This window comes from Stenotrophomonas sp. 89682_Sma, from assembly GCF_056481405.1.
Window position 1 is genome coordinate 4,225,525 of the sequence record NZ_CM151147.1, and the last position, 23,718, is coordinate 4,249,242.

Genomic DNA, 23,718 nt, shown 5'->3' on the forward strand with positions numbered 1-23,718 from the left:
AGAGCAGGCCGCTGGTTGACGCAGACTGCCCATGTTTGTCGCTCATTCGTTCAGTCCGCATCCGGCGGCCCCTGCAGCCGGTACTCGCGCTCGAGCTCCTTCAGGTCAGGCACGCAGGCCCCGGACACGGCCCCGGCGGGAACCAGCCACCAGCGACGGCGGTTGGATATGCCGGCCATCTCCGCCTGCGAACGATCAATGCACCCCTGCATGGCATCGTCATTCACCAGCAACCAGCGATGCCGGGGGGACAAGCGCTGCCAGCGCACGGCCGCCTGCAGCTGTTCATGCCAGCGGTTCTCGAATCCAAAGGTTGCCGCGCGGCGGTCCGCCATCAGCAGATTCTGTTCCTTCCAGGCCACCAGCCCCAGCTCCGCGTCTGGCCCCAGACGCGTGCCGACATCACGCATCAGACCACGCGCGGAGCTTGAATCATTCAGCAATGGGTAGCCGAACAGGCCGTAGAGCACCCAGGCCACCGCCAGGGTCGATACCAGCGCCAGATGGCTTCGACGCCAGCCGGCCACCACCAGGCTCAAGCCCCCCCAGAGCCCCATCGCCAGGATCGTCCACGCCAATGCATCGGTGGCGCCGGGCGGCAGTCCGCGTCCATGGGCAAGGCTCACCTCGAAGCGCGGATCACCCAGCAACGCGAGCACCCCGACCAGGCTCAATCCCAGTGCCAGCAACGCGGCAAACCCTCCCAGCACGGCCTGCACATCCCGTCGCTTCAGCAGCCCGGGCAGCAGCGGTGCCAGCGCCAGGCAGAACATCGGCAGCGCCGGCAGGATGTAGACATCACGCTTGCCCTGGGGAATCGAGAAGAACAGCACGACCAGCACCCACCAGGCCAGCGGCAGCAGATAGCGTGGATCGCGGCGGCACAGGCGCCGGCGCCACGCCGGGATCGCCCATGGCAGCGCCAGGAACGCCGGTATCCACATCGCTGGCATGACACCGAAGAAGTACCACCACGGCTGGTGATGGTCCCAGGACTGCGTGTAGCGGCGGGCCGTCTGCCGCACCAGGATGTCGTTGATGTAGGCGCGGTACTCGTCCGACCCGGTGCCCAGCGCGGCCAGCAGCATCGGCGCCAGCCACAGCGATACCGCCAGCAGGAAGGCCAGCGGTGCCAGCCAGAAGCGGCCATCGCGCGCGTGCAGGGAAACACGGGGCCACTGCAGGGCTGCAGCGATGGCCGCCGGCACGATCATCAGCAGCGCCAGCATGCCCACGCCCTTGGTGATCACCCCGATACCGGCAAAGAACCAGCCCAGCCACCACCAGCGCCAGGCCGGGCCCAGCAGCAGGTGGCGCAGCAGGCCATAGTTGGCCAGGGTGGTGAACAGCACCAGCAGCGGATCGATCTGCGCCTTCTTCGCCTGGAAGGTGAACTGCAGCGCAAACAGCAGTGCCCACCCGGCGCAGAGCCCGACCTGGCGCGTCCACAGCCGGCGCCCCAGATCGACCACGCACCACAGCGTGCCCAGTGCGGCCAGCAGCGAGGGCAGCAGGAAGGCCACGCGCCAGTGGCCAACCAGGCCGTACAGCGAGGCCTGCCACCACATCAGCATCGGCGGCTTGTCCGAATACAGCTCGGTTCCGCGGTGCGGGAACAACCAGTAACCGCTGTCGACCATCTGCCTGGCCACCAGCGCGAAGCGTGGTTCGTCAGAAGGCCACGGATCGCGGAGACCGAGACCGGCCCCCAGCACCAGCAGGGCCACCACCACGAACAACCACGTCTGGCGCGACGCGTGGGTTTTCAGCATGGGACTCGAAACGGCAGCGGGGGTCAGGCTGCTTTTATCAGACGCGCGTAGAAGAAACCGTCAGCATCGTTGTCACCGGGCAGTCGCTGGCGTGCCACGCCTTCGCAATCCACGCCGAATGCATCGCCCAACGGCTGCGCCTCGGCGTCCGGATGCCACTTCAGGAACGCACGCACCTGATCGATGTTCTCCGCGCGCAGGATCGAGCAGGTGGCATACAGCAGCACGCCGCCCGGGCGCAGCATCGACCAGCAGGCCTCCAGCAGGCGCGCCTGCACACCCACCAGTGCATCGATGTCTTCGGCGCGACGGTGGAACATCACATCCGGCTGGCGGCGGATCACGCCCGTGGCCGAACACGGCGCATCCAGCAGGATCGCGTCGAACGGCACGCCGTCCCACCACGAGCCGGGATCGCTGGCATCGGTGACCAGCGTCTGCGCATGTTCGCCCACACCGGTGCGGGTGTAGGTGTCACGCGCACGCGCGAGCCGGCGCGCGTCGATATCCAGCGCCAGCAGGCGCAGGCTCGGGTCACGCTCCAGCAGATGCGCCGACTTGCCGCCGGGTGCCGCGCAGGCATCCAGCACGCGGGCACCGGCCGCGGGTGCCAGCGCATCGGCTGCGCATTGCGCCGACAGGTCCTGCACCGACAGTGCACCGTCGCCGAAGCCCGGCAGCTGGTTCACGGCAACGGGGGCCGCCAGGCGCAACGCATCGGCACACAGTGCAGTGGCTTCAGCGGCAATGCCGGCCTCGGCCAGCGTCGCCAGGGCCTTGTCGCGGCCACCGTGCTGGCGGTTGGCACGCAGCCACAACGGCGCGGGTTGCAGGCTGGCGCTGAAGATCGCTTCGGCCTGCGCCGGCCAATCGCGTTCGATCGCATCAGCCAGCCATTCCGGGAAGGCGTCGCGCGCAGGCTGTTCGGGGAACCCCTCGCGCTGGGCGCGGCGCAGGATCGCGTTGACCAGGCCAGCCTGGCGCTCACGGCCCAGCGCGCGCGCCGCATCGACCGTAGCCGAAAGCGCTGCGTGCGCAGGCAGTTCGAGCACGTCCAACTGGGCGAAGCCGACCATCAGCAGCGTGCGCAGGTCGGCATCGCGCGCCGACAGCGGCTTCTGCATCCAGGCCTGCAAGGCCGCGTCATAGGTGCTGCGACGGCGCAGCACGGCGAAACACAGGGCTTCCAGCAGCGCGCGGTCGCGGCTGTCGGCCAGCTTCGGCAGTGCCCAGGCCAGTTCGGCCTTCAGCGAACGGCCACGGGTGAACACCTGTGCCAGCACGCGTGCGGCCAGCATGCGCGTGGCCGCGCCCGGTGCCGCCTTGGCGACGGAGAAATCGTTCTGCTTGGACACCGCTTATGCCCCCACGCGCAGATCGCGGCGAGCGTTGAGGTAGTCGGCAGCGGTGATTGCCTTGCCGCCTTCGCGCTGCAGCACGCGCAGGCGCAGCGCGCCCTGGCCACAGGCAATGTCGATGCCGTCGCGGCCGGCGGCCAGCACGGTGCCCGGTGCCTGGCCGTGGTCCGCCTCCAGCGCCACCGCGCCATGGATGCGCACCCGTTCACCGGCCAGCGTCGCCTCGGCAATCGGCCACGGATTGAACGCGCGCACGGTACGCGCCAGCGCGCCGGCGTCCTGCGCCCAGTCCAGTCTGGCTTCGGCCTTGTCCAGCTTGTGCGCGTAGGTCACACCCTGTTCCGGCTGCGGCCGCGCGATCGGCTTGATGCCCGCACGCAGCAGGCCCAGGCCATCGGACAAGACCTGGGCACCCAGCTCGGCCAGCTTGTCGTGCAGCTGGCCGCCGGTATCGGTGGCGGCGATCGGAAGCTCCTGGTGCAGCAGCACCGGGCCGGTATCGAGGCCAGCTTCCATCTGCATCAGGCACACCCCGGTCTTCGCGTCACCGGCCTGGATCGCACGCTGGATCGGTGCGGCGCCGCGCCAGCGCGGCAGCAGCGAGGCATGCACGTTCCAGCAACCATGGGTCGGGATGGCCAGCACCGCCTTGGGCAGGATCAGGCCATAGGCCACCACCACCATCAGGTCCGGCTGCAGGTCGCGCAGCTGCTGCTGGGCGGCCGCGTCCTTCAGCGACTCCGGCTGGTAGACCGGAATGCCACGAGCCACGGCTTCGAGCTTGACCGGCGAAGGCGCCAGGCCACGGCCACGGCCGGCCGGGCGATCAGGCTGGGTATAGACGGCCACGACCTCATGGTGGCGCGCAGCCGCGCGCAGCGACGACACCGCGAATTCCGGCGTACCGGCAAAGACAATCCTCATGGCTACCCCACTTGCAGGATGGATTCGTGCAGGAAAGAAAACGGCGCCGTCGGCCGGCGCCGTACAGCCCGCGCGAGCCGCGCAGGCACGGGCCACCCGAAGGGTGGCCCGGATTGGCGATCACGCCACGTGCTTGCGCTGCTTGGCCAGCTTCTTGCGCACCATCTCGCGCTTGAGCGGCGACAGATAGTCGATGAACAGCTTGCCGTCCAGGTGATCCATCTCGTGCTGGATGCAGGTGGCCAGCACTTCGCCCGCTTCCATCTGCTGTTCCTGGCCGTTGCGGTCCAGGTACTTCACGGTGATGGTGTCGGCACGGGTGACGTCGGCGAAGATGCCCGGAACCGACAGGCAGCCTTCCTGGTACACCCGGCCCCCGTCCTTGGCGACGATTTCCGGGTTGATGAACACATGCGGTTCATTCTTTTCTTCGCTGACGTCGATGACCATGAAGCGCTTGTGCACGTCCACCTGGGTGGCGGCCAGGCCGATGCCCGGGGCGTCGTACATGGTCAGGAACATGTTGTCGATCAGTTCCTGGAAGGCCGGCGTGGTGACTTCGGCAGCTTCGATCAACGCGGCCTTGGTACGCAGGCGCGGATCGGGGAACTCGAGGATGGGGAGAAGGGCCATGGCTGTTTCCGGATAGGGGGCCGGCACGCCGGCATACGTCGCAGATTCTAGCTCCAACGCTTGCCTTGCGCCCCGGTTTCTGGACTATAGTGCGCGGACCTGTTGGGGAATCAGGGCTTCACACCTATGTTGCTTCGTTTTCGTACGGTCGTCGCCGCGGCGATGCTGACCGTGGCTGCCTATGCTACCGCCGTGGAAGTGAATGGCGGGCACCCGGACACCTATGTGGTCCGAAAAGGGGATACGTTGTGGGATATCGCCGCACGTTTCCTGCAGAAGCCGTGGTTGTGGCCGGAGATCTGGCAGGCCAATCCGCAGATCGCCAACCCGCACCTGATCTATCCCGGTGACGTCCTGAGCCTGGCCTACCTGGACCGGGTGACCGTGGCGGCCCAGCCCGGCCCGCGCCAGGAAGCCCCGATCGACGCCATTCCGCTGGCCCAGGTCGAGCCGTTCCTGAAGCAGCTGAGCGTGGTCGACAGCATCGAGCAGCTGCCCTACGTGGCCGGCCTGGAAGAAGAACGCCTGCGCGCCACCAGCGGCCACGCTGTCTATGTGCGCCTGGCCGACGCCCAGGTGGGCCAGCGCTGGGCGGTCGTCCGCCCGACCGTGCGCTACGCCCAGCCCAAGCCGACCGAGGACCTGACCGCCAACGGCGACGTCACCCCGGGCAGCGGCAACCTGTGGCGCGCCTACAGCGCGCCCAACCACCGCCGCGGCGTGCTCGGCTATGAGCTGGCCCAGGTCGCCACCGGCACCATCACCCATGTCGCCGGCGGCAAGGTCGAGGCCTCCACGCTGGTGCTGGACAAGAACGAGGGCGGCCGCGAGGTACGTGCCGGCGACCGCCTGGTACCGATCGAGGCCAGGCCATACGACCTGCAGTTCGTGCCCCATGTCCCCGCCGCCGGTGTCGAGGGCGTCGACGTACGCGTGCTGGCCGTCACCGACATGTTCACCGCTGGCGGCCCCCGCGACGTGATCGCGATCTCGGCGGGTCGCACGCAGGGCGTGGACAATGGAACCGTGTTCTCGCTGTGGCGCCCGGGCCGCCATGTGGCGCACCGCATGAAGTACCCGAACTCGTCGCGCTCGGACGATTCGCTCAGCACCGGCGCCGGCCGGGTCTCGCTGCCGGACGAGTACGCGGCGCATGCCATGGTGTTCCGCACCTTCGACAATGTCAGCTACGCGCTGGTGATGCAGGGCGTGAAGCCGGTGCGAGTGGGGTACAACGCCCTGCACCCGGACGCGAAGTAGAGTCGACTGCTTTTCGTCCAGATGCTCGAAAACGCCCGCGCTGCGCGCGATGGTCGACTGACAGTCGCCCCTGCAGGAGCGGTCTCCGGCAAACCCTGACGGTCACATGCGAAGGCGCCCTAGGGCGCCTTCGTTATATCCGGCCGATAGTGGGGGAATGACCAGACAGGTGGATGAGGCGCTGCTGCGCCTGGTGATGGCAGGCGGCGCGCTGGCGCCACGGCGGGCCCTGCTGCAGGCCGCGGGCAGCGCGGAGATTGCGATCGCGCAGGGCGCCGCGAACTGGCGCGCGCACGGTTGCACGCCAGAGCAGTGCGCTGCACTGGAACGCCCCGATGCCCGCGCCTGGACCGCGGCACGGCACTGGCTGGAAGACGACGACCACCATCTGCTGTCCTTCGCCGACGCGGCCTTTCCGCCGCCCCTGCTGGACGCCCCGAATCCGCCGCTGGCGCTGTTGGTGGCGGGCGATCCGAGCCTGGCCTGGCGCCCTTCGGTGGCGCTGGTCGGCAGCCGCTCGCCAACCCCGGGAGGACGCGCGCTGGCCGCGCGCTTTGCCAGCTGCTTCGTCGAGGCGGGACTGGCCGTAACCAGTGGCCTGGCGGCCGGCATCGACGCGGCCGCCCACCTGGCCACACTGGAGGCAGGCGGCTGCACCGTAGCGGTGATCGGGACCGGCCCTGATCGGGCCTATCCGGACAGCCACCAACGGTTGCAGGGGCGGATCGCCGCAGAGGGCGCGGTGCTCAGCGAGTACCTGCCGGGCACACCGGCACGCCCGGGCCACTTCCCCGCGCGCAACCGCCTGGTGGCCGGGCTGGCACTGGCGACGGTGGTGGTCGAGGCCGCGCAACGTTCCGGCGCCCTGATCACCGCGCGCCTGGCCGCCGAAGCGGGCCGCGAGGTCTGTGCCCTGCCCGGCTCGGTACTCAATCCACGTGCTGCGGGCTGCCATCGGCTGATCCGCGAGGGTGCCGCGCTGGTCGAGCGCCCCGAGGAAGTGCTGGAACTGCTGGCCCCTGCCCTTCGCCAGCAGCTGCCGGGCTTGCAATCACGGCTGGGCACCCCCACTGAACAGGCACCGCCGGCACTCCTGCCGGCGCGTTGGGCCGACGACCCTGACTACCAGTGCTTGTGGCGGGCCCTGGACCACAACCCAAGCAGTATGGATTCACTGATCACGCGCTGTGGATTGACGGCGCCCCAGGTGTCCTCCATGCTGCTGGCCATGGAACTGGCGGGAATCGTGGTGTGCGTACACGGCCGCTACTGTCGAACTCCCTAGTTTCTTCACCTCCACAGCGTCGCGCGACGCAGGCCGAGGGGCAATGAAAGAGAGCATCCTGGACGTACTGCTGTACCTGTTTGAACACTATTTCAGCGAAGACGCGGACCTGATCCGTGACCGCGATTCGCTCCAGAACGGCCTGATCCAGGCCGGTTTCAGCCCAACCGAGATCAACAAGGCGTTCGACTGGCTCGACGCCCTGGCCGCGCAGCGGCCGAGCGTGGCCCAGGCACGGGTCGATGGCCCCGTGCGCGTCTACCACGGCCCCGAGCTGGACAAGCTGGACGTGGAATGCCGTGGTTTCCTGCTGTACCTGGAACAGCACGGCATCCTCGACGCCGACCAGCGCGAGCTGGTGCTGGACCGGGCGATGGCCCTGGACCAGGACGAACTGGACCTGGACGACCTGAAATGGGTCGTGCTGATGGTGCTGTTCAACCAGCCTGGCTCCGAAGCGGCCTATGCCTGGATGGAGACGCAGATGTTCATGGACGAGCCAGAACCCCTGCACTGACCGTACACTTGGGGGCATAGCGCATTCAGGAGCGTCCCCGTGAGCGAGTGGTTCCATGCAGAAGGCAACCGGCAGCAAGGCCCGCTGCCGGCGGAACAGTTGGTCGAGTTGTTCCGCAACAACCAGATCACCCTGGACACCCTGGTCTGGCGCGACGGCCTGCCGCAATGGCAGCCGTTGCGCACCGTCGTGGACGAACTCGGCCTGATCGTGCCGGCGCTGGACGCCGCCGCACCGCCGGTCGAACCCGAGCCGGAACCGGAACCCGTCGCACCGCCTCCGCCGCAGCCGCCGGTACTGCCGGCGTCCACGCCCTACGCCACCAGTGCATCGGCCACCGTCCTGCCGGCACCGAAAAAGAAACTGTCCGGCTGTGCGCTGACCGCCATCATCGGTGGTGGCCTGTTGCTGGTGTTGGTGCCGATCCTGGCCATCCTCGCCGCGATCGCGCTGCCGGCCTACAAGGATTACACCGTGCGCAGCAAAGTCGCCGGCGCCGTGGCCGCGCTGCAGCCGCTGAAGGACCAGGTGCAGCATTTCGCCGATGACGAAGGCCGCTGCCCGGGTGCCAATGACGCCGGCTTCCCGGCCCCGGGCGACTTCGCCCACGCGGGCCTGTCTGCCGTGAACATCGGCCGCTTCAACAACGGCCACTGCGGCATCGAAGCAACGCTGGCGGTACCGGGCAAGGGCATCGACGGCGACCTGCTGTGGCTGGAATACGACCGTGACAGTGGCCGCTGGGAATGCAGCGGCGAAAGCGACGACAAGTACCTGCCGCAGTCGTGCCGCGGCTGAGCCGCGCGCATGCCAGCACCTCCATGGACGATCCAACAGGGAACATGCAATGACTGAGTGGTATTACGCCGAAGGACAGCAGCGCCAGGGCCCGCTGCCGGTGCAGGAGATCCGCCAGCGCTTCCAGCGCGGCCAGTTGAACCTGGACACCCTGGTCTGGCGCGAAGGCATGGACCAGTGGGCGGCGCTGCGCCAGGTGGTCGACGAGCTCGGGCTGCAGACCCTGGCCGATGCAAGTACCGCCACAGGCAGTGGCGGTTTCGATCTGCGCAACGACTATGCGGCCATCGACAACGGTACCGCGCCACTGCCCGGCACCGGTGCCCTCAGCAGCTCGCCCTACAGTGCCCCGGCAGCACTCGGTGCCGGCGCCCATGCGCAGCCGGTGGTCGGCGGCGAAGTCGTCTATGCGGGCTTCTGGAAGCGCGTGGCAGCCTACGTGATCGACTACTTCGTGCTGGTCATCCCCGGCAGCATCATCGGTGTCATCCTCGGGGTGATCCTCGGCGCCGGCATGGGTGCGGTGGGCAGTGACGAGTCGGCCATCGAGATCGTGGCGCAGCTGGCCAGTGCACTGATCAACTTCGCCATCGGCATGGCGTACTACACCTGGTTCCATGCCTCGAAGGGCGGCGCCACACTGGGCAAGATGGCGGTGGGCATCAAGGTCGTGCGCGGCAACGGCGAGCGCCTGACCAAGGCGCGCGCGTTCGGTCGTTACTGGGCCATGCTGCTGAGCAGCTTCACCCTCGGCATCGGTTTCCTGATGGCGGCCTTCACCGAGCGCAAGCAGGGCCTGCACGACATGATCTGCGATACCCTGGTGGTCGACCGCTGGGCCTACACCGACCAGCCTCACCTGCAGCGCCGCGAGCTGGGCACCGTCACCGTGCTGGTGCTGGTGTTGACCGGCCTGCTGTCGCTGGCGGGCCTGGCGCTGCTGGTGTTCGCGGTCGGCTTCATCGCCAAGATGGCCTCCTGAACGGCCATCCTCACGCCTGGCTGCTTGACACGGGCTGGCCGGGCGTGATTCCTCTAATAAGGTGAAACCTGAACGCCCGGCACATTACCGGGCGTTCAGTTTATGGATTTGCGCGTGGCCGCTTCACTAATGCGGCCATTTGCTCCACCCTAGCGGCCCCTTCCCCACGGTTCGCCCCACAGACCCTGCTGCCATGCCCAAGCACCTGCTCATCGTCGAATCGCCGGCCAAGGCCAAGACGATCAACAAATACCTCGGCAAGGACTACACCGTCCTGGCCTCGTATGGGCATGTGCGTGACCTGATTCCGAAGGAAGGCGCGGTCGACCCGGACAACGGGTTCGCCATGCACTACGACGTGATCGACAAGAACGAGAAGCACGTCGATGCGATCGCCAAGGCCGCCAAGGGCGCCGACGACATCCTGCTGGCGACCGACCCGGATCGCGAGGGTGAGGCGATCAGCTGGCACATCGCCGAGATCCTGAAGGAACGCGGGCTGGTCAAGGACAAGCCGATGCAGCGCGTGGTGTTCACCGAGATCACCCCGCGCGCCATCAAGGAAGCCATCAGCCAGCCGCGCGCGATCGCCAGCGATCTGGTCGATGCCCAGCAGGCGCGCCGCGCACTGGACTACCTGGTCGGCTTCAACCTGTCGCCGGTGCTGTGGCGCAAGGTCCAGCGCGGCCTGTCCGCCGGCCGCGTGCAAAGCCCGGCGCTGCGCATGATCGTCGAGCGCGAGGAAGAGATCGAAGCCTTCATCGCCCGCGAATACTGGTCGATCGCCGCCGAGTGCGCGCACCCGTCGCAGCACTTCAACGCCAAGCTGATCAAGCTGGACGGGCAGAAGTTCGAGCAGTTCACCATCACCGATGGCGACACCGCTGAAGCGGCGCGCATGCGCATCCAGCAGGCCGCGCAGGGCTCGCTGCACGTCACCGACGTGGCCAGCAAGGAGCGCAAGCGCCGCCCGGCGCCGCCGTTCACCACCTCCACCCTGCAGCAGGAAGCCTCGCGCAAGCTCGGCTTCACCACCCGCAAGACCATGCAGGTGGCGCAGAAGCTGTATGAAGGCGTGGCGATCGGCGACGAAGGCACCGTCGGCCTGATCTCGTACATGCGTACCGACTCGGTGAACCTGTCGCAGGATGCGCTGGCCGAGATCCGCGATGTGATCGCCCGTGATTACGGCATCGCCTCGCTGCCCGACCAGCCCAACACCTACCAGACCAAGTCGAAGAACGCCCAGGAAGCGCACGAAGCGGTACGCCCGACCTCGGCCCTGCGCACCCCGGCCCAGGTCGCACGCTTCCTCACCGACGACGAGCGCCGCCTGTATGAACTGATCTGGAAGCGTGCAGTGGCCTGCCAGATGATTCCGGCCACGCTCAACACCGTCAGCGTCGACCTGTCGGCCGGCAGCGAGCACGTGTTCCGTGCCAGCGGCACCACCGTGGTCGTGCCCGGCTTCCTGGCTGTGTACGAGGAAGGCAAGGACAACAAGAGCGCCGAGGACGAGGACGAAGGCCGCAAGCTGCCGGCGATGAAGCCCGGCGACCGTGTGCCGCTGGAACGCATCCAGGCCGAACAGCATTTCACCCAGCCGCCGCCGCGCTACACCGAAGCGGCGCTGGTGAAGGCGCTGGAAGAGTACGGCATCGGCCGTCCCTCGACCTACGCCTCGATCATCCAGACCCTGTTGTTCCGCAAGTACGTGGAAATGGAAGGTCGCAGCTTCCGCCCGTCCGACGTCGGCCGTGCGGTGTCCAAGTTCCTGTCCAGCCACTTCACCCAGTACGTGGATTACGACTTCACCGCCAAGCTTGAAGACGAGCTCGATGCCGTCTCGCGTGGCGAAGAAGAGTGGATCCCGCTGATGTCGCGCTTCTGGGAACCGTTCAAGGAACTGGTCGAAGACAAGAAGGAATCGGTCGACCGCGCCGAGGCCAGTGGCGCGCGCGAGCTCGGCACCGACCCCAAGACCGGCAAGCCGGTCAGCGTGCGGCTGGGCCGCTTCGGGCCGTATGCCGCCATCGGCAGCACCGCCGAGGATGCCGAGGAGAAGCCGAAGTTCGCTTCGCTGCGCCCCGGCCAGTCGATGCACACCATCTCGCTGGAAGACGCGCTGGAACTGTTCCTGATGCCACGCGCGCTGGGCGAGGACAACGGCGAGCCGGTCAGCGTCGGCATCGGCCGCTTCGGCCCGTTCGCCAAGCGCGGCAGCACCTACGCCTCCCTGAAGAAGGAAGACGACCCGTACACCATCGACCTGGCCCGCGCCGTGTTCCTGATCGAAGAGAAGGAAGAAATCGCGCGCAACCGGATCATCAAGGAGTTCGAGGGCAGCGACATCCAGGTGCTGAACGGCCGCTTCGGCCCGTACATCAGCGACGGCAGGATGAACGGCAAGATCCCCAAGGATCGCGAACCGGCATCGCTGACCCTGGCCGAAGTGCAGCAGTTGATGGAAGAAACCGGCAAGCCGGTGCGCAAGGGCTTCGGTGCCAAGAAGGCCGCTGCGAAGAAGGCGCCGGCCAAGAAGGCCGCGGTGAAGAAGGAAGCCGCGCCGAAGAAGGCTGCCGCCAAGAAGGCCCCGGCCAAGAAAGCGGTGAAGAAGACTGCCGCGAAGAAGGCGCCGGCCAAGAAGGCCGTCAAGAAGGCTGCCAAGAAATAGATCCACGCCATGCGTGGATGAGGGGTAGTGCCGGCCGCTGGCCGGCAACCCCAGAAGCATCAGATGCCGGCCAGCGGCCGGCACTCCCGAGTGCCAGGGGTCCACCCCATCTGCACGCTGCAGGGGGATAATGAAGGCCCACGCCGGGCCGGTCGCCGCCATGAAAGAACTCACCCTGGACTCTGCTGTCGCCACGCTCCGCGCGGGCGGCGTGATTGCCTACCCGACCGAAGCGGTCTGGGGCCTGGGCTGTGACCCTTCGCACGAGGCGGCGGTGCACATGGTGCTGCGACTGAAACAGCGACCGATCGAGAAGGGCATGATCCTCGTTGCCGCCGAACTGCCTCAGCTGGAAGGCTGGGTGCGCCTGCAGGCGCTGCCGGACGCACGCCAACGCGCGGTGCTGGCCAGCTGGCCCGGCGCCAACACCTGGATCCTGCCCGCCGGACCCCGTGCCCAGCCGTGGGTCACCGGGGAGCACAGCGGCATCGCCGTGCGCATCAGCGCCCACCCGCTGGTAGCCGAACTGTGCCGTGCCTGGGGAGGCCCACTGGTCTCCACCAGCGCCAACCTGGCCGGCGAGCCCCCAGCGCGTCGCCGCGAAGAACTGGATCCACGCCTGCTGCGCCTGCTCGACGGCATCCTGGATGGCGAAACCGGTGGCCTGGCCCAGCCCACCCCGATCCGCGACGCGCTCAGCGGCAACGTGCTGCGCTCCTGAGCGGCCGATTGCGCTGCCCCTGACAATCGCGCACCCTGCCGTCATGAACCTGCTGCGCACCGCCTTGGTCCTGTGCCTGCTGCTGCCATCGATGGCACCGGCGGCCGAGGATGTGCGGGTCTACCGCTGCGTCGCCAGCAACGGCGCGGTGGCCCTGCAGGACACGCCCTGCAACAGCGGCCGCCAGGAAGTCCGCGACCTGCAGCGCCCGCGCGATCCAGCGCCGCGGGTGGTACGCAGCGATGCGACGCCCGCACCGCCGGACGAAGCTCCGGTGATGCGTGACCGCGAGGTCCGCCACGTCTACATCCAACCGCCGCAGCCGCTGTACGAATGCGTGCGCGACGACGGCCAGCGCTATACCAGCGACAGCAACGAGGGCAATCCGCGTTGGGTGCCGTTGTGGACCAGCGTCTGGCTGCCACACGGGCATCGGGGCCCGGCCTACCCGGGTCCGCGCCCGGCCATCGGCACACCGATCGGTTCGCCCGTCGGCGAGGGTGCAGGTTACCGGCCGCCCGCCGTCGGAGTAGGTGTGCAGGTCCCGGCCGGCAGCGTGCTGGTGCGCGACAGCTGCCACGCGCTGCCGCCACAGGAGGTCTGCGCGCGCCTGCGCGACCGTCGCTGGGAACTGGATCGTCGCTACAACAGCGCATTGCAGAGCGAGCGCACCGCCATCAGCAACGAACAGCGTGGCATCGACGCGCGCCTGTCACGCGACTGCCAGCGCTGAGCGCAGCCCTGCATCGCAGCCTGTACGCTGTGCGCATGAACAGACTGATCTGGCTGGCCCTGGCGTTGTTGCCCGGCACGGCACTGGCCGAAGCCGGCGTGGTGTACCGCTGCACGTCCAGCAACAGCGACATACCGACCCTGCAGCGTACGCCCTGCCCGTCCGGAACCAAGCAGCAGGTGTTGCGCGTGCCCGAGCCTGCCAGCACACAGCCGGCGGTGGTCGCCGCGCCCCAGGCGCCAGCACCTGTTGTCACCGGGACGCCCGCCGCGGCTCCGACCAGGCCCGAAGCAGTGACTGCGGCCGCAGCGGCACCAAGGCGCGCGGACGAAGGGCGCACCATCATGGAAGCGGGAATGGTTGAACGCGAAGGTGGCAACCAGATTCTCGACAGTGCGACCCTGCGCCGTGATGCCGACGCTCGTGCCGAAGCAGGCAACGGACCACCGAAGCCGCCCCTTCCCCCGATCTTCCAGTGCACCGACGGGCAGGGTGGTGGCTATCTGCACGAGTACGAGGCATCACCCGGCCGCTGCGAACCGATGACGGTGCAGGGCCTGGGCGGGGTCACGCCGATGAACGCGGCCGGCTGCGAAGTCGTGCGCGACCGTTGCGAGGAACTGCCCGAAGCACAGCGATGCGGCAGCTGGCAGCAGCGCTTCCGCGATGCACGCGGCCGCGAACGATTCGCCACACCGGAGAACCGCGACGCTGCACAGGGCGAGCGGGAACGGCTGCAGGCTGTGCTGGAGGCCAGCAACTGCCCGGTACCGGGGTGACCGCATCCACGCATGGCGTGGATCTACCGGTACCGGGGTGATAGGGCGCCGTCGCGGTAGCGCCGGGCCATGCCCGGCGAAAAGACGACCTGCGCTCAGAACCCGTAACGCAGGAAACCGCCATCCACCGCGATGCACTCGCCGGTGACATAGCTGGCTGCCGGCAGGCACAGGAAGCCTACGGCCGCGGCCACTTCCTCCGGCTCGCCAATGCGGCGCATCGGCGTGCGGTTGATCACTTCCTCGTAGTAATCCGGGTCCGACAACGGACCGGAGGTCCGCCGCGTGCGGATGTACCACGGCGCCACGGCATTGACCCGGATGCCATCCTCGGCCCACTCGACGGCCAGGTTGCGGGTCATCTGGTGCATCGCCGCCTTGGTCATGCCGTAGACCACGCCGCTGCGCACATGGGTCAGGCCGGACACGCTGCCGACGTTGACGATCGACGACGATGCGTGGCGTGCCAGCAACGGATGCGCGTAGCGCGACAGCTCGAACGCCGAGAACAGGTTGGTCTCGAAGATCTTCCGCCATTCGTCCTCGGAATACTCCGTGGCCGCCTTGGTGACGTTGCCGCCGGCGTTGTTGACCAGGATGTGCAGGCCATCGCTGTGGTCTTCCACCCAGTCCAGGATCTGGCGGCGGTCCTCGTCGTCGGAGACATCGGCGGCCAGCGCGTGCACCTGCATCTGCGGATACACGTCCAGCAGCTCGTCGCGCGCGGTTTCCAGCATGTCGATATCGCGCCCGACGATCATCAGGTCCGCCCCGAAGCCGGCCAGTTCGTGCGCGATGGCCAGGCCGATACCGGCGCTGGCGCCGGTGATCAGGGCGGTCTGCCCGTCCAGGCGCCACCGTTGCTGCGTCATGTGTCCTCCTGGGCCGCGCCCGCTGTATTTCGATGCGGCAAGGATACGCGCTCACGGCTGCCCCCTGCCGGGAATGCGACACTGCACGCACGCCCACCGCGGAGAGCCGCCATGCGCATCCTGATCCTGTCCTCTTCCCTGCTGGCCAGCGTGCTGCTGGTGGCCTGCCAGCGGCCGCCGACGCCGAACCCTGAGAAGCCACCGGTGCCCAAGGCGATGTCGCGCGCGATGCAGGAGCCCCTGGACCGTGCGAAGGACGCACGGAAGGCCGTGGAAGAGGCCGCTGCACGCGAGCGCAAGGCCGAAGCCGACGCGACGCAATAACCTTGGCTTGTGGGGTCAGAGCCCTTTGCGAAGCAAAGGGATCCGACCCCATGAACGAGAACGCCCGGCCGAAGCCGGGCGTTTCCAGTAGATCCACGCCATGCGTGGATGCTTTCCGATCAGAACCCGCAGAAGCAATACGCCAGCGCCTTCACCGGCGCGCCATTGCCCTTCTCACGCGCCGCGTTCTCGACGAAGCGCAACTGCGTGTCCACTTCCGGCATCGTGCGCGCCAGCATCATCCGCGCCATGCCCGAGTCGGACAGCATCCAGGCACCGGCGCGGCTGCCGGCGAAACCGCTGACGAACTGCGCGAACGGCGTCGCCGCCTTCTCGATGTAGCGCACGCGGTAGGCATCGGCCTTGCCCAGCTTGGCACGGCTGGCGGCGTCGGCCACGGCGTCCTTCAGGCCACCGAAGGCGTCGACCAGGCCACGTTCCTTGGCCTGTGCACCGCTCCACACGCGGCCACGGGCCACTTCATCGACCGCCTCGACCGGCTTCTTGCGGGCATCGGCGACGCGACCGGTGAAGTCGGCATAGCCCTTGTTGATCACCGTCTGGATGACCTGGCCCACGGCCGGGTCCATCGGGCGGGTGACGTCGAAGGCACCGGCGAAGCGGGTGGTGCCCACGCCGTCGGTATGCACGCCGATCTTGTCCAGCGCGCGGCTGAAGTTCGGCACCATGCCGAAGATGCCGATCGAACCGGTGATGGTCGACGGATCGGCGTAGATGCGATCGGCGTTCATGCTGATCCAGTAGCCACCGGAAGCGGCCAGGTCACCCATCGACACCACCACCGGCTTGCCGGCGGCCTGCAGCGCCACCACTTCACGGCGGATCTGCTCGGAGGCGAACACTTCACCGCCCGGCGAATCCACGCGCAGCACCACCGCCTTCACGTTTTCGTCGTCACGCGCGGCACGCAGCAGCGCCGAGGTCGACTCGCCACCGATGCGGCCGGCCGGCAGGTCGCCACCGCTGATCTCGCCTTCGGCCACCACCACCGCCACCTGCGGACGCGAGTCCACCGGGTTGCGGCGCGCGTCGAGCAGGGCCAGGTAACGACCGAAGTCGACGTTGCGGAAACCGCCGTCGGCATCGTCGTCGGCCACGCCGCGCTCGATCATCAGATCCTCGAATTCCTCGCGGGTCTTCAGCGCGGTCACCAGCTTCTGCTGCAGTGCGAACTTGGCCAGGTCGCCACCGGCGGCAGCGATGCCTTCCGGCAGCGTGTCGATGCCGGCGGCCAGCTGTGCCGGATCCAGGCGACGGGCCTTGGCGATATCGCCCAGGTAGCGTTGCCACACATCGTTCATCCAGAACAGGTCGGCTTCCTTGGAGGCCGGCGACGCCGCATCAAGCACGTACGGCTCGGCCGCCGACTTGTACTCGCCCACCTTGAACAGGTGCACGTCCACGCCCAGCTTGTCCTGCAGGCCGGTGCGGAAGTACTGGCGGTAGCGGCCGAGACCTTCCAGCACGACCGACCCCATCGGGTCCAGGTACACCTCGTCGGCCTGCGCGGCCAGCAGGTACTGCGACTGGCCCATGCTCTCGCTGTAAGCCACCAGCTGCTTGCCGGATGCGCGCAGGTCCTGCAGCGCGGCGGCCACTTCACGCAGCGAGGCGAAGCCGGACGGCTGCAGCTTGTCCAGCTCCAGCACCACCCGCTCGATCTTCTTGTCTTCCTTGGCCGACTCGATCACCCGCAGCAGGTCGCGCAGCTGGATCTCTTCGGCGCCGTTGTCACCCACCGCCTTGGCCAGTGCACGGCTGACCGGATCGGCGCTGAACTGCTCGACCAGGCGGCCTTCCGGGGCGATCACCAGGGTGGTGCGGTCCTGCAGCGACTTGCTGGCACCGGCGCCCATGCCGGCGGCGATGACGAACATCACCAGCAGCAGGAACAGCAGGCCGAAGAACACCAGGTTGAGGATCAACCGGCGGGTGAAGTTCATGACGTCCCACAGCCCGATGAAGAAACTGGCGACGGGGTTGCGACGCGCCGGGGGCAGCGGGGGCACGGGTTGATTCATGGAGCGCTCCGGATGGCTTCTTGCCGTGGTACCAGCATAGCCGGTGCCGCGTGATGCGGCATCGGACACAAGTCAGGGGATCGCCCGCCACGGGGGTGGCGGGAACGGGAGGTCAGGACAGCATCGACTGGCCGATGCGCAGGCTGCTGCGGCGCAGGCGCCAGCCCATCAGGATGGCGGCGGTGGTCAGGCCGACGATCAGGCCGATCCACATGCCCTGCGGGCCCATGCCCAGGCCCAGGCCGAGCCCGGCGCCGAGCGGCATGCCCAGGCCCCAGTACGCGAACATGGCGATGAACATCGGCACGCGGGTGTCCTTCAGGCCGCGCAGCGCACCGGCCGACAGCACCTGGATGCCATCCGGGAACTGGAAGGTGGCCGCGTACAGCAGCAGCGTCGAGGCCAGGCCGGCCACCGCCAGGTCGTTGGTGTAGACACCGACGATGGCATCGTGGCCGAACAGCAGCACCGCCGCCGACAGCGTCTGCGTGCCCATGATGATCGCGTAGCCGGCCCAGGCCGCACGGCGCACACCAAAGCCATCACCACGTCCAACCGCATGGCCGACGCGCACGGTGGTGGCTTCGGCCACGCCCATCGGGATCATGAAGCACAGCTGTGCCACGTTGATCGCGATCTGGTGCGCGGCCGCTTCATTGGCACCGAGGCGGCCGATCAGCAGCGCGGTGACGATGAACAGACCGCCTTCCATCAGCACGGTGATGCCGATCGGCAGGCCGGTGCGCAGCAGCTCCCAGATCGCCTTCCAGCGCGGCCCCTCGAAATGCGAGAACAGCTGCAGGTGGGCGAAGCGCTTGGTGAACCACAGGTAGGTGGCGAAGGCGATGGCCTGCAGCCACATCATCACCGCCGAGGCGATGCCGAGGCCCTCCGCGCCCATTTCCGGGAAGCCGAGCTTGCCGTTGGCCAGCACGTAGCCCATCGGCGCCAGCACCAGCAGGCCGCCGAAGCCGAGCAGCATGGTCGGCAGCGTCCAGTGCATGCCCTCGCTGAGGTAGCGCATGCAGAAGTACAGGGTCAGCGCAGGGCCACCCCAGCGCACCGCATGCAGGAACGCGGTCGCCCCCGGCACGATGTCCGGCGCGATGCCGAAGGCCGGCAGCAGCGGTGGCACCACGGTGAGGAAGGTGAACATGATCAGGCCCAGGCCCAGCGCCAGCCACAGCGCCTGGCGGAACAGCGGGCCGATCTCGCGCTCGCGGCCGGCGCCATGCAGCTGCGACACCGAGGCGGTAAGCGAGATCAAGGTGCCGATCGGGATCAGCATCGGCAGCCACAGCAGCGCCGTGCCGATGGTCACCGCAGCCAGGGTCGCGGTGGCGTGGTGGCCGGCAATCACGTTGTCGACGAAGGAGATCAGGCCGGTGGATACATGCCCGAGCACAAGCGGCAGGGCGAGCAGACCGGTGGCGCCGACTTCCTTGCTGAAGCGCGGCGTGGAGGTTGCAGTAGACATAAGGTGCTTGACGCGAACTACGGTTGCGCGCGAAGGGCACAGGCACCGGGTTGCGGCCGGTCATCTTACGCGCGCAGCGCGCGCATTCCCATGACATGGCGTGAATGCCGGGTTCCGGCAGGCCTCGGCATCACGCGTTGCGATCGTGTTACCGGGAAAGACGCCCCCCTGTAGAGTCGACTGTCAGTCGACTGCTCTTCATACGGGACCGCGAAAATCCAGCGCTGCGCGCGTAAGTCGACTGACAGTCGACTCTACGCCGTCGAGGTTACCCGTCGACGCTACACCTTCGGGTTTACTGGCCGGCCTGGCGCTTGAGCCAGGTGTCGCGCTCGGCGGCCGGCACGGCGAGGAACGCGCCACGCACCTTGTCGCGTTCCTGCGGTGGCGTGCGCTGCGCAACCAGGGTCAGCTGGGCCAGCTGCGCCGGGCTGAGCTGGCGCAGCACGGCCAGCGCGGCTTCGCGCTGTTCCGGTGGCACGAAGCCGAACAGGCCATGCAGCTTGGGGAATTCCAGTCCCAGCTGCGGACCCAGCCGCCAGCCTTCACGAAACGCTTGGTCCTGCGCCTGGAACTGCTGGCGCAGACGCTGCTGCTGGTCTGCCGGCAGCGCGTTGAACCGCGCCGCAGCCTGCCGGATGCGCTCCCGCTCGCTCTCCGGCAGGGCGCGCCAGGCGGCGTAGTCGGCTCGGCGCTGACGCTGCTGCGGAGCATCGAGCTGGGCAAACGATGCGGGTGCAGCAGGTACAGCTACCGGGGCTGGCGCGGCAGATGGCGTGGCCGGCACCGGCGGCGGCAACGGCACGTTCAAGCTCTGCGGTGCAGCGGACAGCGACAGCGGCAGGGCCAGCAGCAGGCTGGTGAGCAGGGTCTTATTCATCGGCTGCAGCCGTTTCCAGCGTAGCGCTGGCCGGCTCCGGCCGGCTCGGCCTGGATTGCGATTCATCCACCGGCAACGGGCCGCCGGCGGCGGTCCAGGCATACAGATCGGCATCAGCCACCAGCGGATAGTCGCGGTCAGCCAGCATCGTGGCATCGTCCGACGCCTGGGCCGGGGTTGCATCCGGCGTGGCGTTGACCTTGCTCGGCGGAAGCGCTTCCACCGTGACCGGGCCAGCTTCACCCACGACACCTTCCGGCAGCGGAGCATCGCTACCGGATGAATGTCCTTGCCAGTAGCGCCAGCCCAGCGCCGCGGCCAACAACACCGCCACCGTCACCAGCAGGATCAGCGGACCGCGCCAGCGCGGCCTGGCATCGGGACGCCGCCGCTTGCCGTGGCCGGCCGCACGATCATCGCGCTGCGGTGCGCGCCAACTGGTCGAAGGAGCTTCATTGCTGGCGGCGGGTGCAGCCGGCTGCTGCAGCTGCTGCAGGCGCTTGGCCGGCAGGTCGCGGATGCGCAGCTGCACCTGCTCGGCCAGCTGGCGCCAGGCCAAGGCATCGGGCTGGCCGTGTGCATCGCGGGGACAGGCATCGGCCAGCAAGTGCTGATAGCCCGCTTCGTCCTGGTCGAGCACACGCATGGCGATGCCCTCGTCCAGACTGCCGCCCACCCGCAGAAGGAGTGCCAAGCGTGGCAGCGGCCCCATCTCGCCCAGCGCAGCCAACGGCGGCAGCCACTGGCCGCCCACCGGCTCGCGCAGCGCCTGGCGCTGGCCCAGCAGGGTCCAGAAGCGGGTCGGCCACTGCGCCATCGGCAGGTCGCTGGCGACCGCGGCAAAGGCGCGCATCACCGCCACCAGGGTCTGCTCGGCACGCGCGGCGTCGCCGCACTGCAGCTCAGCCACCACCAGGGCGCGGCGCTCGACGCCGCGCAGGAACGCCGACAGCGCACCGGCCGCGGTCGAGGAAACAGGGGCGGGCACAGCCGTCATCGGTCACTCCAAAGGTCTGCCGGCATGATAGCGGCAGCCCATCGGCACCCGTAGGACTTGCGCCCAAAGGCACTTCGTGCTGCAGGTTGTGCACAGCACCACGCCCGCCTCGGGGAAAACTGCGGCATCCAGCTGAATCCACTCTGTTTCAGCAATGTTTCACACTCAAGTTGTTGATTTATAATAACTTTGAAGTGTGGCGATTTTTTGACCAACCCAAGCGTGAGCTCGTCGCCATCGGCCTCCTGCGTTCCCGTCGACCGGTAACGCACAACGTTATCCACAGAACATGTGGATAAGACTGAATCTCCAATGGGCACCGATATTTAGGTGACATTTATGATTCAACGGGGGCTCCCCGGCCGCCTCTGCCCCCTGCCATTCGCGCGCGCATGGCCCGTTACACTGGCCCGATGCTTTCACCCATTCCGACCCTGCAGGTCGCCCTGCCCGTCCCGCTGCCACGCCTGTTCGACTACCTGTCGCCGGAGGGCGATGGCCCCACGGTCGCGGTCGGCTGCCGCCTGAAGGTGCCGTTCGGCAACCGCGAGCTGGTCGGCGTGGTGGCCGGCCACGGCCAGACCGATGACGGCCAGGGACTGCGCCAGGCCCTGGCCTGGTGCGACCCGCAACCGCTGCTGCAGGGCGAGCTGTGGCAGAGCCTGCAGTGGCTGGCGCGCTACACCCATGCACCACTGGGCGAGGTGCTGAGCACCGCCCTGCCGGGCCCGCTGCGCCATGGCGACGCCCTGCCCGACACCCATCACTGGGGCTGGCAGCTGACCGCCGAAGGGCGCGCCCAGCGCGAAAAACTGCGTGCCGGCAGCCGCCCCCGGCAGCTGGCCGAACTACTGGCCGACGCCATCGTCGATGAAGACGTGCTGGGCGAACGCATGGACGACTGGCGCGCCGCCGCGCGCAGCCTCGCCAAGCGGGAACTGGCCGAGCGCGTGGCGCTGAGCGTGGCGCCGCAGCACGCGCAGCCGCTGCCCGGCCCCACGCTCAACCCGGACCAGGCCGAGGCCGTGGCGGCGATCAACGCAGTCGAGGGCTTCCAACCGTTCCTTCTGGATGGCGTAACCGGCAGCGGCAAGACCGAGGTCTACCTGCAGGCCATCATCCACTGCCTGGCGCAGGGCAAGCAGGCGCTGGTGCTGGTGCCGGAAATCGGCCTCACCCCGCAGACCCTGGCACGCTTCCGCGGCCGCCTCGGCATCGCCGTGCATGCCCTGCACTCGGGATTGAACGACAACGAGCGCGCGCGCGTCTGGGCAGCGGCCTCCCGCGGCGAAGCGCGGGTCATCGTCGGCACCCGCTCGGCGGTGTTCACGCCGCTGCCGCAGGCCGGCCTGCTGATCGTCGACGAGGAACATGACGGCAGCTACAAGCAGCAGGACGGCATCCGCTACCACGCACGCGATTTCGCCCTGGTGCGGGCCAAGGCGCTGGGCATCCCGGTGCTGCTGGGCAGCGCTACGCCTTCATTGGAAACGCTGCACAATGCCTATGCCGGGCGCTACACCCACCTGCGCCTGAAGCAGCGTGCCGGTGATGCGCGGCCACCGCGCGTGCGCATCCTTGATGTACGCAAGCGGCCATTGCATGACGGCCTCTCGGCCGATGTGCTGGCCGGTATCGGCGAGCACCTGCAGCGCGGCCAGCAGGTGCTGGTGTTCAAGAACCGCCGTGGCTACGCACCGGTGCTGCTGTGCCACGACTGCGGCTGGACCGCACCGTGCAACCGCTGCGATGCGCCGATGACCGTGCATGGCGGTGGCCGTCGCCTGCAATGCCATCACTGCGGCGCGCGGCAGCCAGCGCCGCTGGCATGCCCCGCGTGCGGGAGCCTGGCGCTGCAACCGCAGGGCATCGGCACCGAGCGCCTGGAAGAGCATCTCACCGCCGCCTTCGCCGATTTCCCGGTGGTGCGCATCGACCGCGGCACCACGTCACGCCGCGATGCACTGGAACAACAGCTGGCGAAACTGGGCGACCAGCCCGGCATCCTGGTCGGCACGCAGATCCTGGCCAAGGGCCACGACCTGCCCAAGCTGACCCTGGTGGTGGTGGTCGGCATTGATGAAGGCCTGTTCTCGGCCGACTTCCGCGCCAGCGAGAAGCTGGCGCAGCAGCTGATCCAGGTGGCGGGCCGTGCGGGTCGTGCACGTGATCCCGGCGAGGTCTGGCTGCAGACCCATCACCCCGGGCATCCACTGCTGGAAACGCTGGTCAGCGGTGGCTACCACCCGTTCGCACAGGCCGAATTGAACCAGCGCCAGGCCGCCGGATTCCCTCCCTTCGCGCACTTGGCACTGATGCGCGCCGAAGCGCAGCAGGTGGAGCATGCCAATGCGTTCCTGCTGGCAGCGCGACAGCTGCTGGGCGAGCAGAACGTGGTGGAGGCGTATGGGCCGATGCCTGCACCGATGCCGCGGCGCGCCGGTTACCAGCGCACGCAGCTGCTGCTGTCTGCCGTGCAGCGGCCGCCACTGCACGGCGTGCTCGGGCAGCTGGTGCCACAGCTGTACGCGCTGCCGGAAGCACGCAAGGTGCGCTGGTCGCTGGATGTGGATCCGACGGATCTGTATTGAGGCCCATCACACGGTAGCGCCGGGCCGTGCACGGCGGGCCTTCGTACACCGCGTTCGCCGGGCATGGCCCGGCGCTACCCGCGGGGTCACCGCTCTCCG

The 23,718-nt window shown here is 68.2% G+C and carries 20 protein-coding genes; 11 read left to right on the forward strand and 9 right to left on the reverse strand.

What is annotated here, in order from left to right; translation table 11 throughout:
• Positions 1–50: 50 nt before the first annotated feature.
• From ACZK29_RS19475 to def, 4 genes are all read right to left on the reverse strand, one after another.
• Positions 51–1,772 carry an ArnT family glycosyltransferase gene (locus ACZK29_RS19475; protein ID WP_478446377.1) on the reverse strand — a complete coding sequence of 574 codons (1,722 nt, stop codon included), beginning with the start codon at positions 1,770–1,772 and terminating at the stop codon, positions 51–53.
• Positions 1,773–1,795: 23 nt separating this feature from the next.
• Complete coding sequence (rsmB, locus tag ACZK29_RS19480; RefSeq protein WP_478446378.1) at positions 1,796–3,127, reverse strand: 16S rRNA (cytosine(967)-C(5))-methyltransferase RsmB; 1,332 nt, start codon at positions 3,125–3,127, stop codon at positions 1,796–1,798.
• A gap of 3 nt (positions 3,128–3,130) precedes the next feature.
• Positions 3,131–4,054 carry a methionyl-tRNA formyltransferase gene (gene fmt, locus ACZK29_RS19485; protein ID WP_111113035.1) on the reverse strand — a complete coding sequence of 308 codons (924 nt, stop codon included), beginning with the start codon at positions 4,052–4,054 and terminating at the stop codon, positions 3,131–3,133.
• A 120-nt stretch (positions 4,055–4,174) separates the two neighbouring features.
• Positions 4,175–4,687: a peptide deformylase gene (gene def, locus ACZK29_RS19490; RefSeq protein WP_010481177.1), complete on the reverse strand. Its 513-nt coding sequence runs from the start codon at positions 4,685–4,687 to the stop codon at positions 4,175–4,177.
• 126 nt (positions 4,688–4,813) lie between these two features.
• On the opposite strand from def, the gene ACZK29_RS19495 reads away from it, so the two are divergent.
• The 9 genes from ACZK29_RS19495 (at position 4,814) to ACZK29_RS19535 (ending at position 14,436) form a co-directional block, all read left to right on the forward strand.
• Entirely contained in the window at positions 4,814–5,947 is a 1,134-nt protein-coding gene (locus ACZK29_RS19495; protein ID WP_111204619.1) for a LysM peptidoglycan-binding domain-containing protein, read from the forward strand.
• A gap of 157 nt (positions 5,948–6,104) precedes the next feature.
• A complete protein-coding gene (gene dprA / locus ACZK29_RS19500; protein ID WP_164146895.1) occupies positions 6,105–7,232 on the forward strand; it encodes a DNA-processing protein DprA in 1,128 nt (375 codons plus the stop codon).
• Positions 7,233–7,275: 43 nt separating this feature from the next.
• Positions 7,276–7,749 (forward strand): DUF494 family protein, encoded by a 474-nt coding sequence (locus tag ACZK29_RS19505; protein WP_005411195.1) that lies wholly within the window; start codon positions 7,276–7,278, stop codon positions 7,747–7,749.
• 39 nt (positions 7,750–7,788) lie between these two features.
• A complete protein-coding gene (locus ACZK29_RS19510) occupies positions 7,789–8,547 on the forward strand; it encodes a pilin (protein WP_111113033.1) in 759 nt (252 codons plus the stop codon).
• Between the two features lie 49 nt (positions 8,548–8,596).
• Entirely contained in the window at positions 8,597–9,529 is a 933-nt protein-coding gene (locus tag ACZK29_RS19515) for an RDD family protein (RefSeq protein WP_106548896.1), read from the forward strand.
• 193 nt (positions 9,530–9,722) lie between these two features.
• Positions 9,723–12,203 (forward strand): DNA topoisomerase I, encoded by a 2,481-nt coding sequence (locus ACZK29_RS19520; RefSeq protein ID WP_111204621.1) that lies wholly within the window; start codon positions 9,723–9,725, stop codon positions 12,201–12,203.
• Positions 12,204–12,333: 130 nt separating this feature from the next.
• Positions 12,334–12,924, forward strand: a complete 591-nt coding sequence (tsaC, locus tag ACZK29_RS19525) for an L-threonylcarbamoyladenylate synthase type 1 TsaC (protein WP_106548898.1) — start codon at positions 12,334–12,336, stop codon at positions 12,922–12,924.
• A gap of 43 nt (positions 12,925–12,967) precedes the next feature.
• Complete coding sequence (locus ACZK29_RS19530; protein WP_111204622.1) at positions 12,968–13,657, forward strand: DUF4124 domain-containing protein; 690 nt, start codon at positions 12,968–12,970, stop codon at positions 13,655–13,657.
• A 35-nt stretch (positions 13,658–13,692) separates the two neighbouring features.
• Entirely contained in the window at positions 13,693–14,436 is a 744-nt protein-coding gene (locus ACZK29_RS19535) for a hypothetical protein (protein ID WP_111204623.1), read from the forward strand.
• Between the two features lie 95 nt (positions 14,437–14,531).
• On the opposite strand, the gene ACZK29_RS19540 is transcribed toward ACZK29_RS19535, so the two are convergent.
• Positions 14,532–15,308: an SDR family oxidoreductase gene (locus ACZK29_RS19540; protein WP_019660789.1), complete on the reverse strand. Its 777-nt coding sequence runs from the start codon at positions 15,306–15,308 to the stop codon at positions 14,532–14,534.
• Positions 15,309–15,419: 111 nt separating this feature from the next.
• On the opposite strand from ACZK29_RS19540, the gene ACZK29_RS19545 reads away from it, so the two are divergent.
• Entirely contained in the window at positions 15,420–15,632 is a 213-nt protein-coding gene (locus tag ACZK29_RS19545; RefSeq protein ID WP_099554540.1) for a hypothetical protein, read from the forward strand.
• 119 nt (positions 15,633–15,751) lie between these two features.
• On the opposite strand, the gene sppA is transcribed toward ACZK29_RS19545, so the two are convergent.
• From sppA to ACZK29_RS19565, 4 genes are all read right to left on the reverse strand, one after another.
• Positions 15,752–17,674: a signal peptide peptidase SppA gene (gene sppA / locus ACZK29_RS19550; RefSeq protein WP_111204624.1), complete on the reverse strand. Its 1,923-nt coding sequence runs from the start codon at positions 17,672–17,674 to the stop codon at positions 15,752–15,754.
• A gap of 112 nt (positions 17,675–17,786) precedes the next feature.
• Positions 17,787–19,151, reverse strand: a complete 1,365-nt coding sequence (locus ACZK29_RS19555; RefSeq protein WP_087802529.1) for an MATE family efflux transporter — start codon at positions 19,149–19,151, stop codon at positions 17,787–17,789.
• A 295-nt stretch (positions 19,152–19,446) separates the two neighbouring features.
• Positions 19,447–20,031 (reverse strand): DUF3106 domain-containing protein, encoded by a 585-nt coding sequence (locus ACZK29_RS19560; protein WP_111204625.1) that lies wholly within the window; start codon positions 20,029–20,031, stop codon positions 19,447–19,449.
• Complete coding sequence (locus ACZK29_RS19565; RefSeq protein WP_087802535.1) at positions 20,024–21,028, reverse strand: hypothetical protein; 1,005 nt, start codon at positions 21,026–21,028, stop codon at positions 20,024–20,026. Before ACZK29_RS19565 ends, ACZK29_RS19560 begins: the two co-directional genes overlap by 8 nt.
• Positions 21,029–21,441: 413 nt before the next feature.
• On the opposite strand from ACZK29_RS19565, the gene ACZK29_RS19570 reads away from it, so the two are divergent.
• Positions 21,442–23,619 (forward strand): primosomal protein N', encoded by a 2,178-nt coding sequence (locus tag ACZK29_RS19570; protein WP_111204645.1) that lies wholly within the window; start codon positions 21,442–21,444, stop codon positions 23,617–23,619.
• The last annotated feature ends 99 nt before the right edge of the window (positions 23,620–23,718 follow it).

Excerpts from the sequence above, each read along its gene's own strand:
- sppA (WP_111204624.1), bottom strand. The coding sequence starts at position 17,674 with ATGAATCAACCCGTGCCCCCGCTGCCCCCGGCGCGTCGCAACCCCGTC.
- ACZK29_RS19570 (WP_111204645.1), top strand. The coding sequence starts at position 21,442 with ATGCTTTCACCCATTCCGACCCTGCAGGTCGCCCTGCCCGTCCCGCTG.
- fmt (WP_111113035.1), bottom strand. The coding sequence starts at position 4,054 with ATGAGGATTGTCTTTGCCGGTACGCCGGAATTCGCGGTGTCGTCGCTG.
- ACZK29_RS19540 (WP_019660789.1), bottom strand. The coding sequence starts at position 15,308 with ATGACGCAGCAACGGTGGCGCCTGGACGGGCAGACCGCCCTGATCACC.
- ACZK29_RS19560 (WP_111204625.1), bottom strand. The coding sequence starts at position 20,031 with ATGAATAAGACCCTGCTCACCAGCCTGCTGCTGGCCCTGCCGCTGTCG.
- def (WP_010481177.1), bottom strand. The coding sequence starts at position 4,687 with ATGGCCCTTCTCCCCATCCTCGAGTTCCCCGATCCGCGCCTGCGTACC.
- ACZK29_RS19555 (WP_087802529.1), bottom strand. The coding sequence starts at position 19,151 with ATGTCTACTGCAACCTCCACGCCGCGCTTCAGCAAGGAAGTCGGCGCC.
- ACZK29_RS19505 (WP_005411195.1), top strand. The coding sequence starts at position 7,276 with ATGAAAGAGAGCATCCTGGACGTACTGCTGTACCTGTTTGAACACTAT.
- ACZK29_RS19475 (WP_478446377.1), bottom strand. The coding sequence starts at position 1,772 with ATGCTGAAAACCCACGCGTCGCGCCAGACGTGGTTGTTCGTGGTGGTG.
- ACZK29_RS19530 (WP_111204622.1), top strand. The coding sequence starts at position 12,968 with ATGAACCTGCTGCGCACCGCCTTGGTCCTGTGCCTGCTGCTGCCATCG.
- ACZK29_RS19495 (WP_111204619.1), top strand. The coding sequence starts at position 4,814 with ATGTTGCTTCGTTTTCGTACGGTCGTCGCCGCGGCGATGCTGACCGTG.
- tsaC (WP_106548898.1), top strand. The coding sequence starts at position 12,334 with ATGAAGGCCCACGCCGGGCCGGTCGCCGCCATGAAAGAACTCACCCTG.
- ACZK29_RS19535 (WP_111204623.1), top strand. The coding sequence starts at position 13,693 with ATGAACAGACTGATCTGGCTGGCCCTGGCGTTGTTGCCCGGCACGGCA.
- dprA (WP_164146895.1), top strand. The coding sequence starts at position 6,105 with ATGACCAGACAGGTGGATGAGGCGCTGCTGCGCCTGGTGATGGCAGGC.
- ACZK29_RS19515 (WP_106548896.1), top strand. The coding sequence starts at position 8,597 with ATGACTGAGTGGTATTACGCCGAAGGACAGCAGCGCCAGGGCCCGCTG.
- ACZK29_RS19545 (WP_099554540.1), top strand. The coding sequence starts at position 15,420 with ATGCGCATCCTGATCCTGTCCTCTTCCCTGCTGGCCAGCGTGCTGCTG.
- ACZK29_RS19565 (WP_087802535.1), bottom strand. The coding sequence starts at position 21,028 with ATGACGGCTGTGCCCGCCCCTGTTTCCTCGACCGCGGCCGGTGCGCTG.
- ACZK29_RS19520 (WP_111204621.1), top strand. The coding sequence starts at position 9,723 with ATGCCCAAGCACCTGCTCATCGTCGAATCGCCGGCCAAGGCCAAGACG.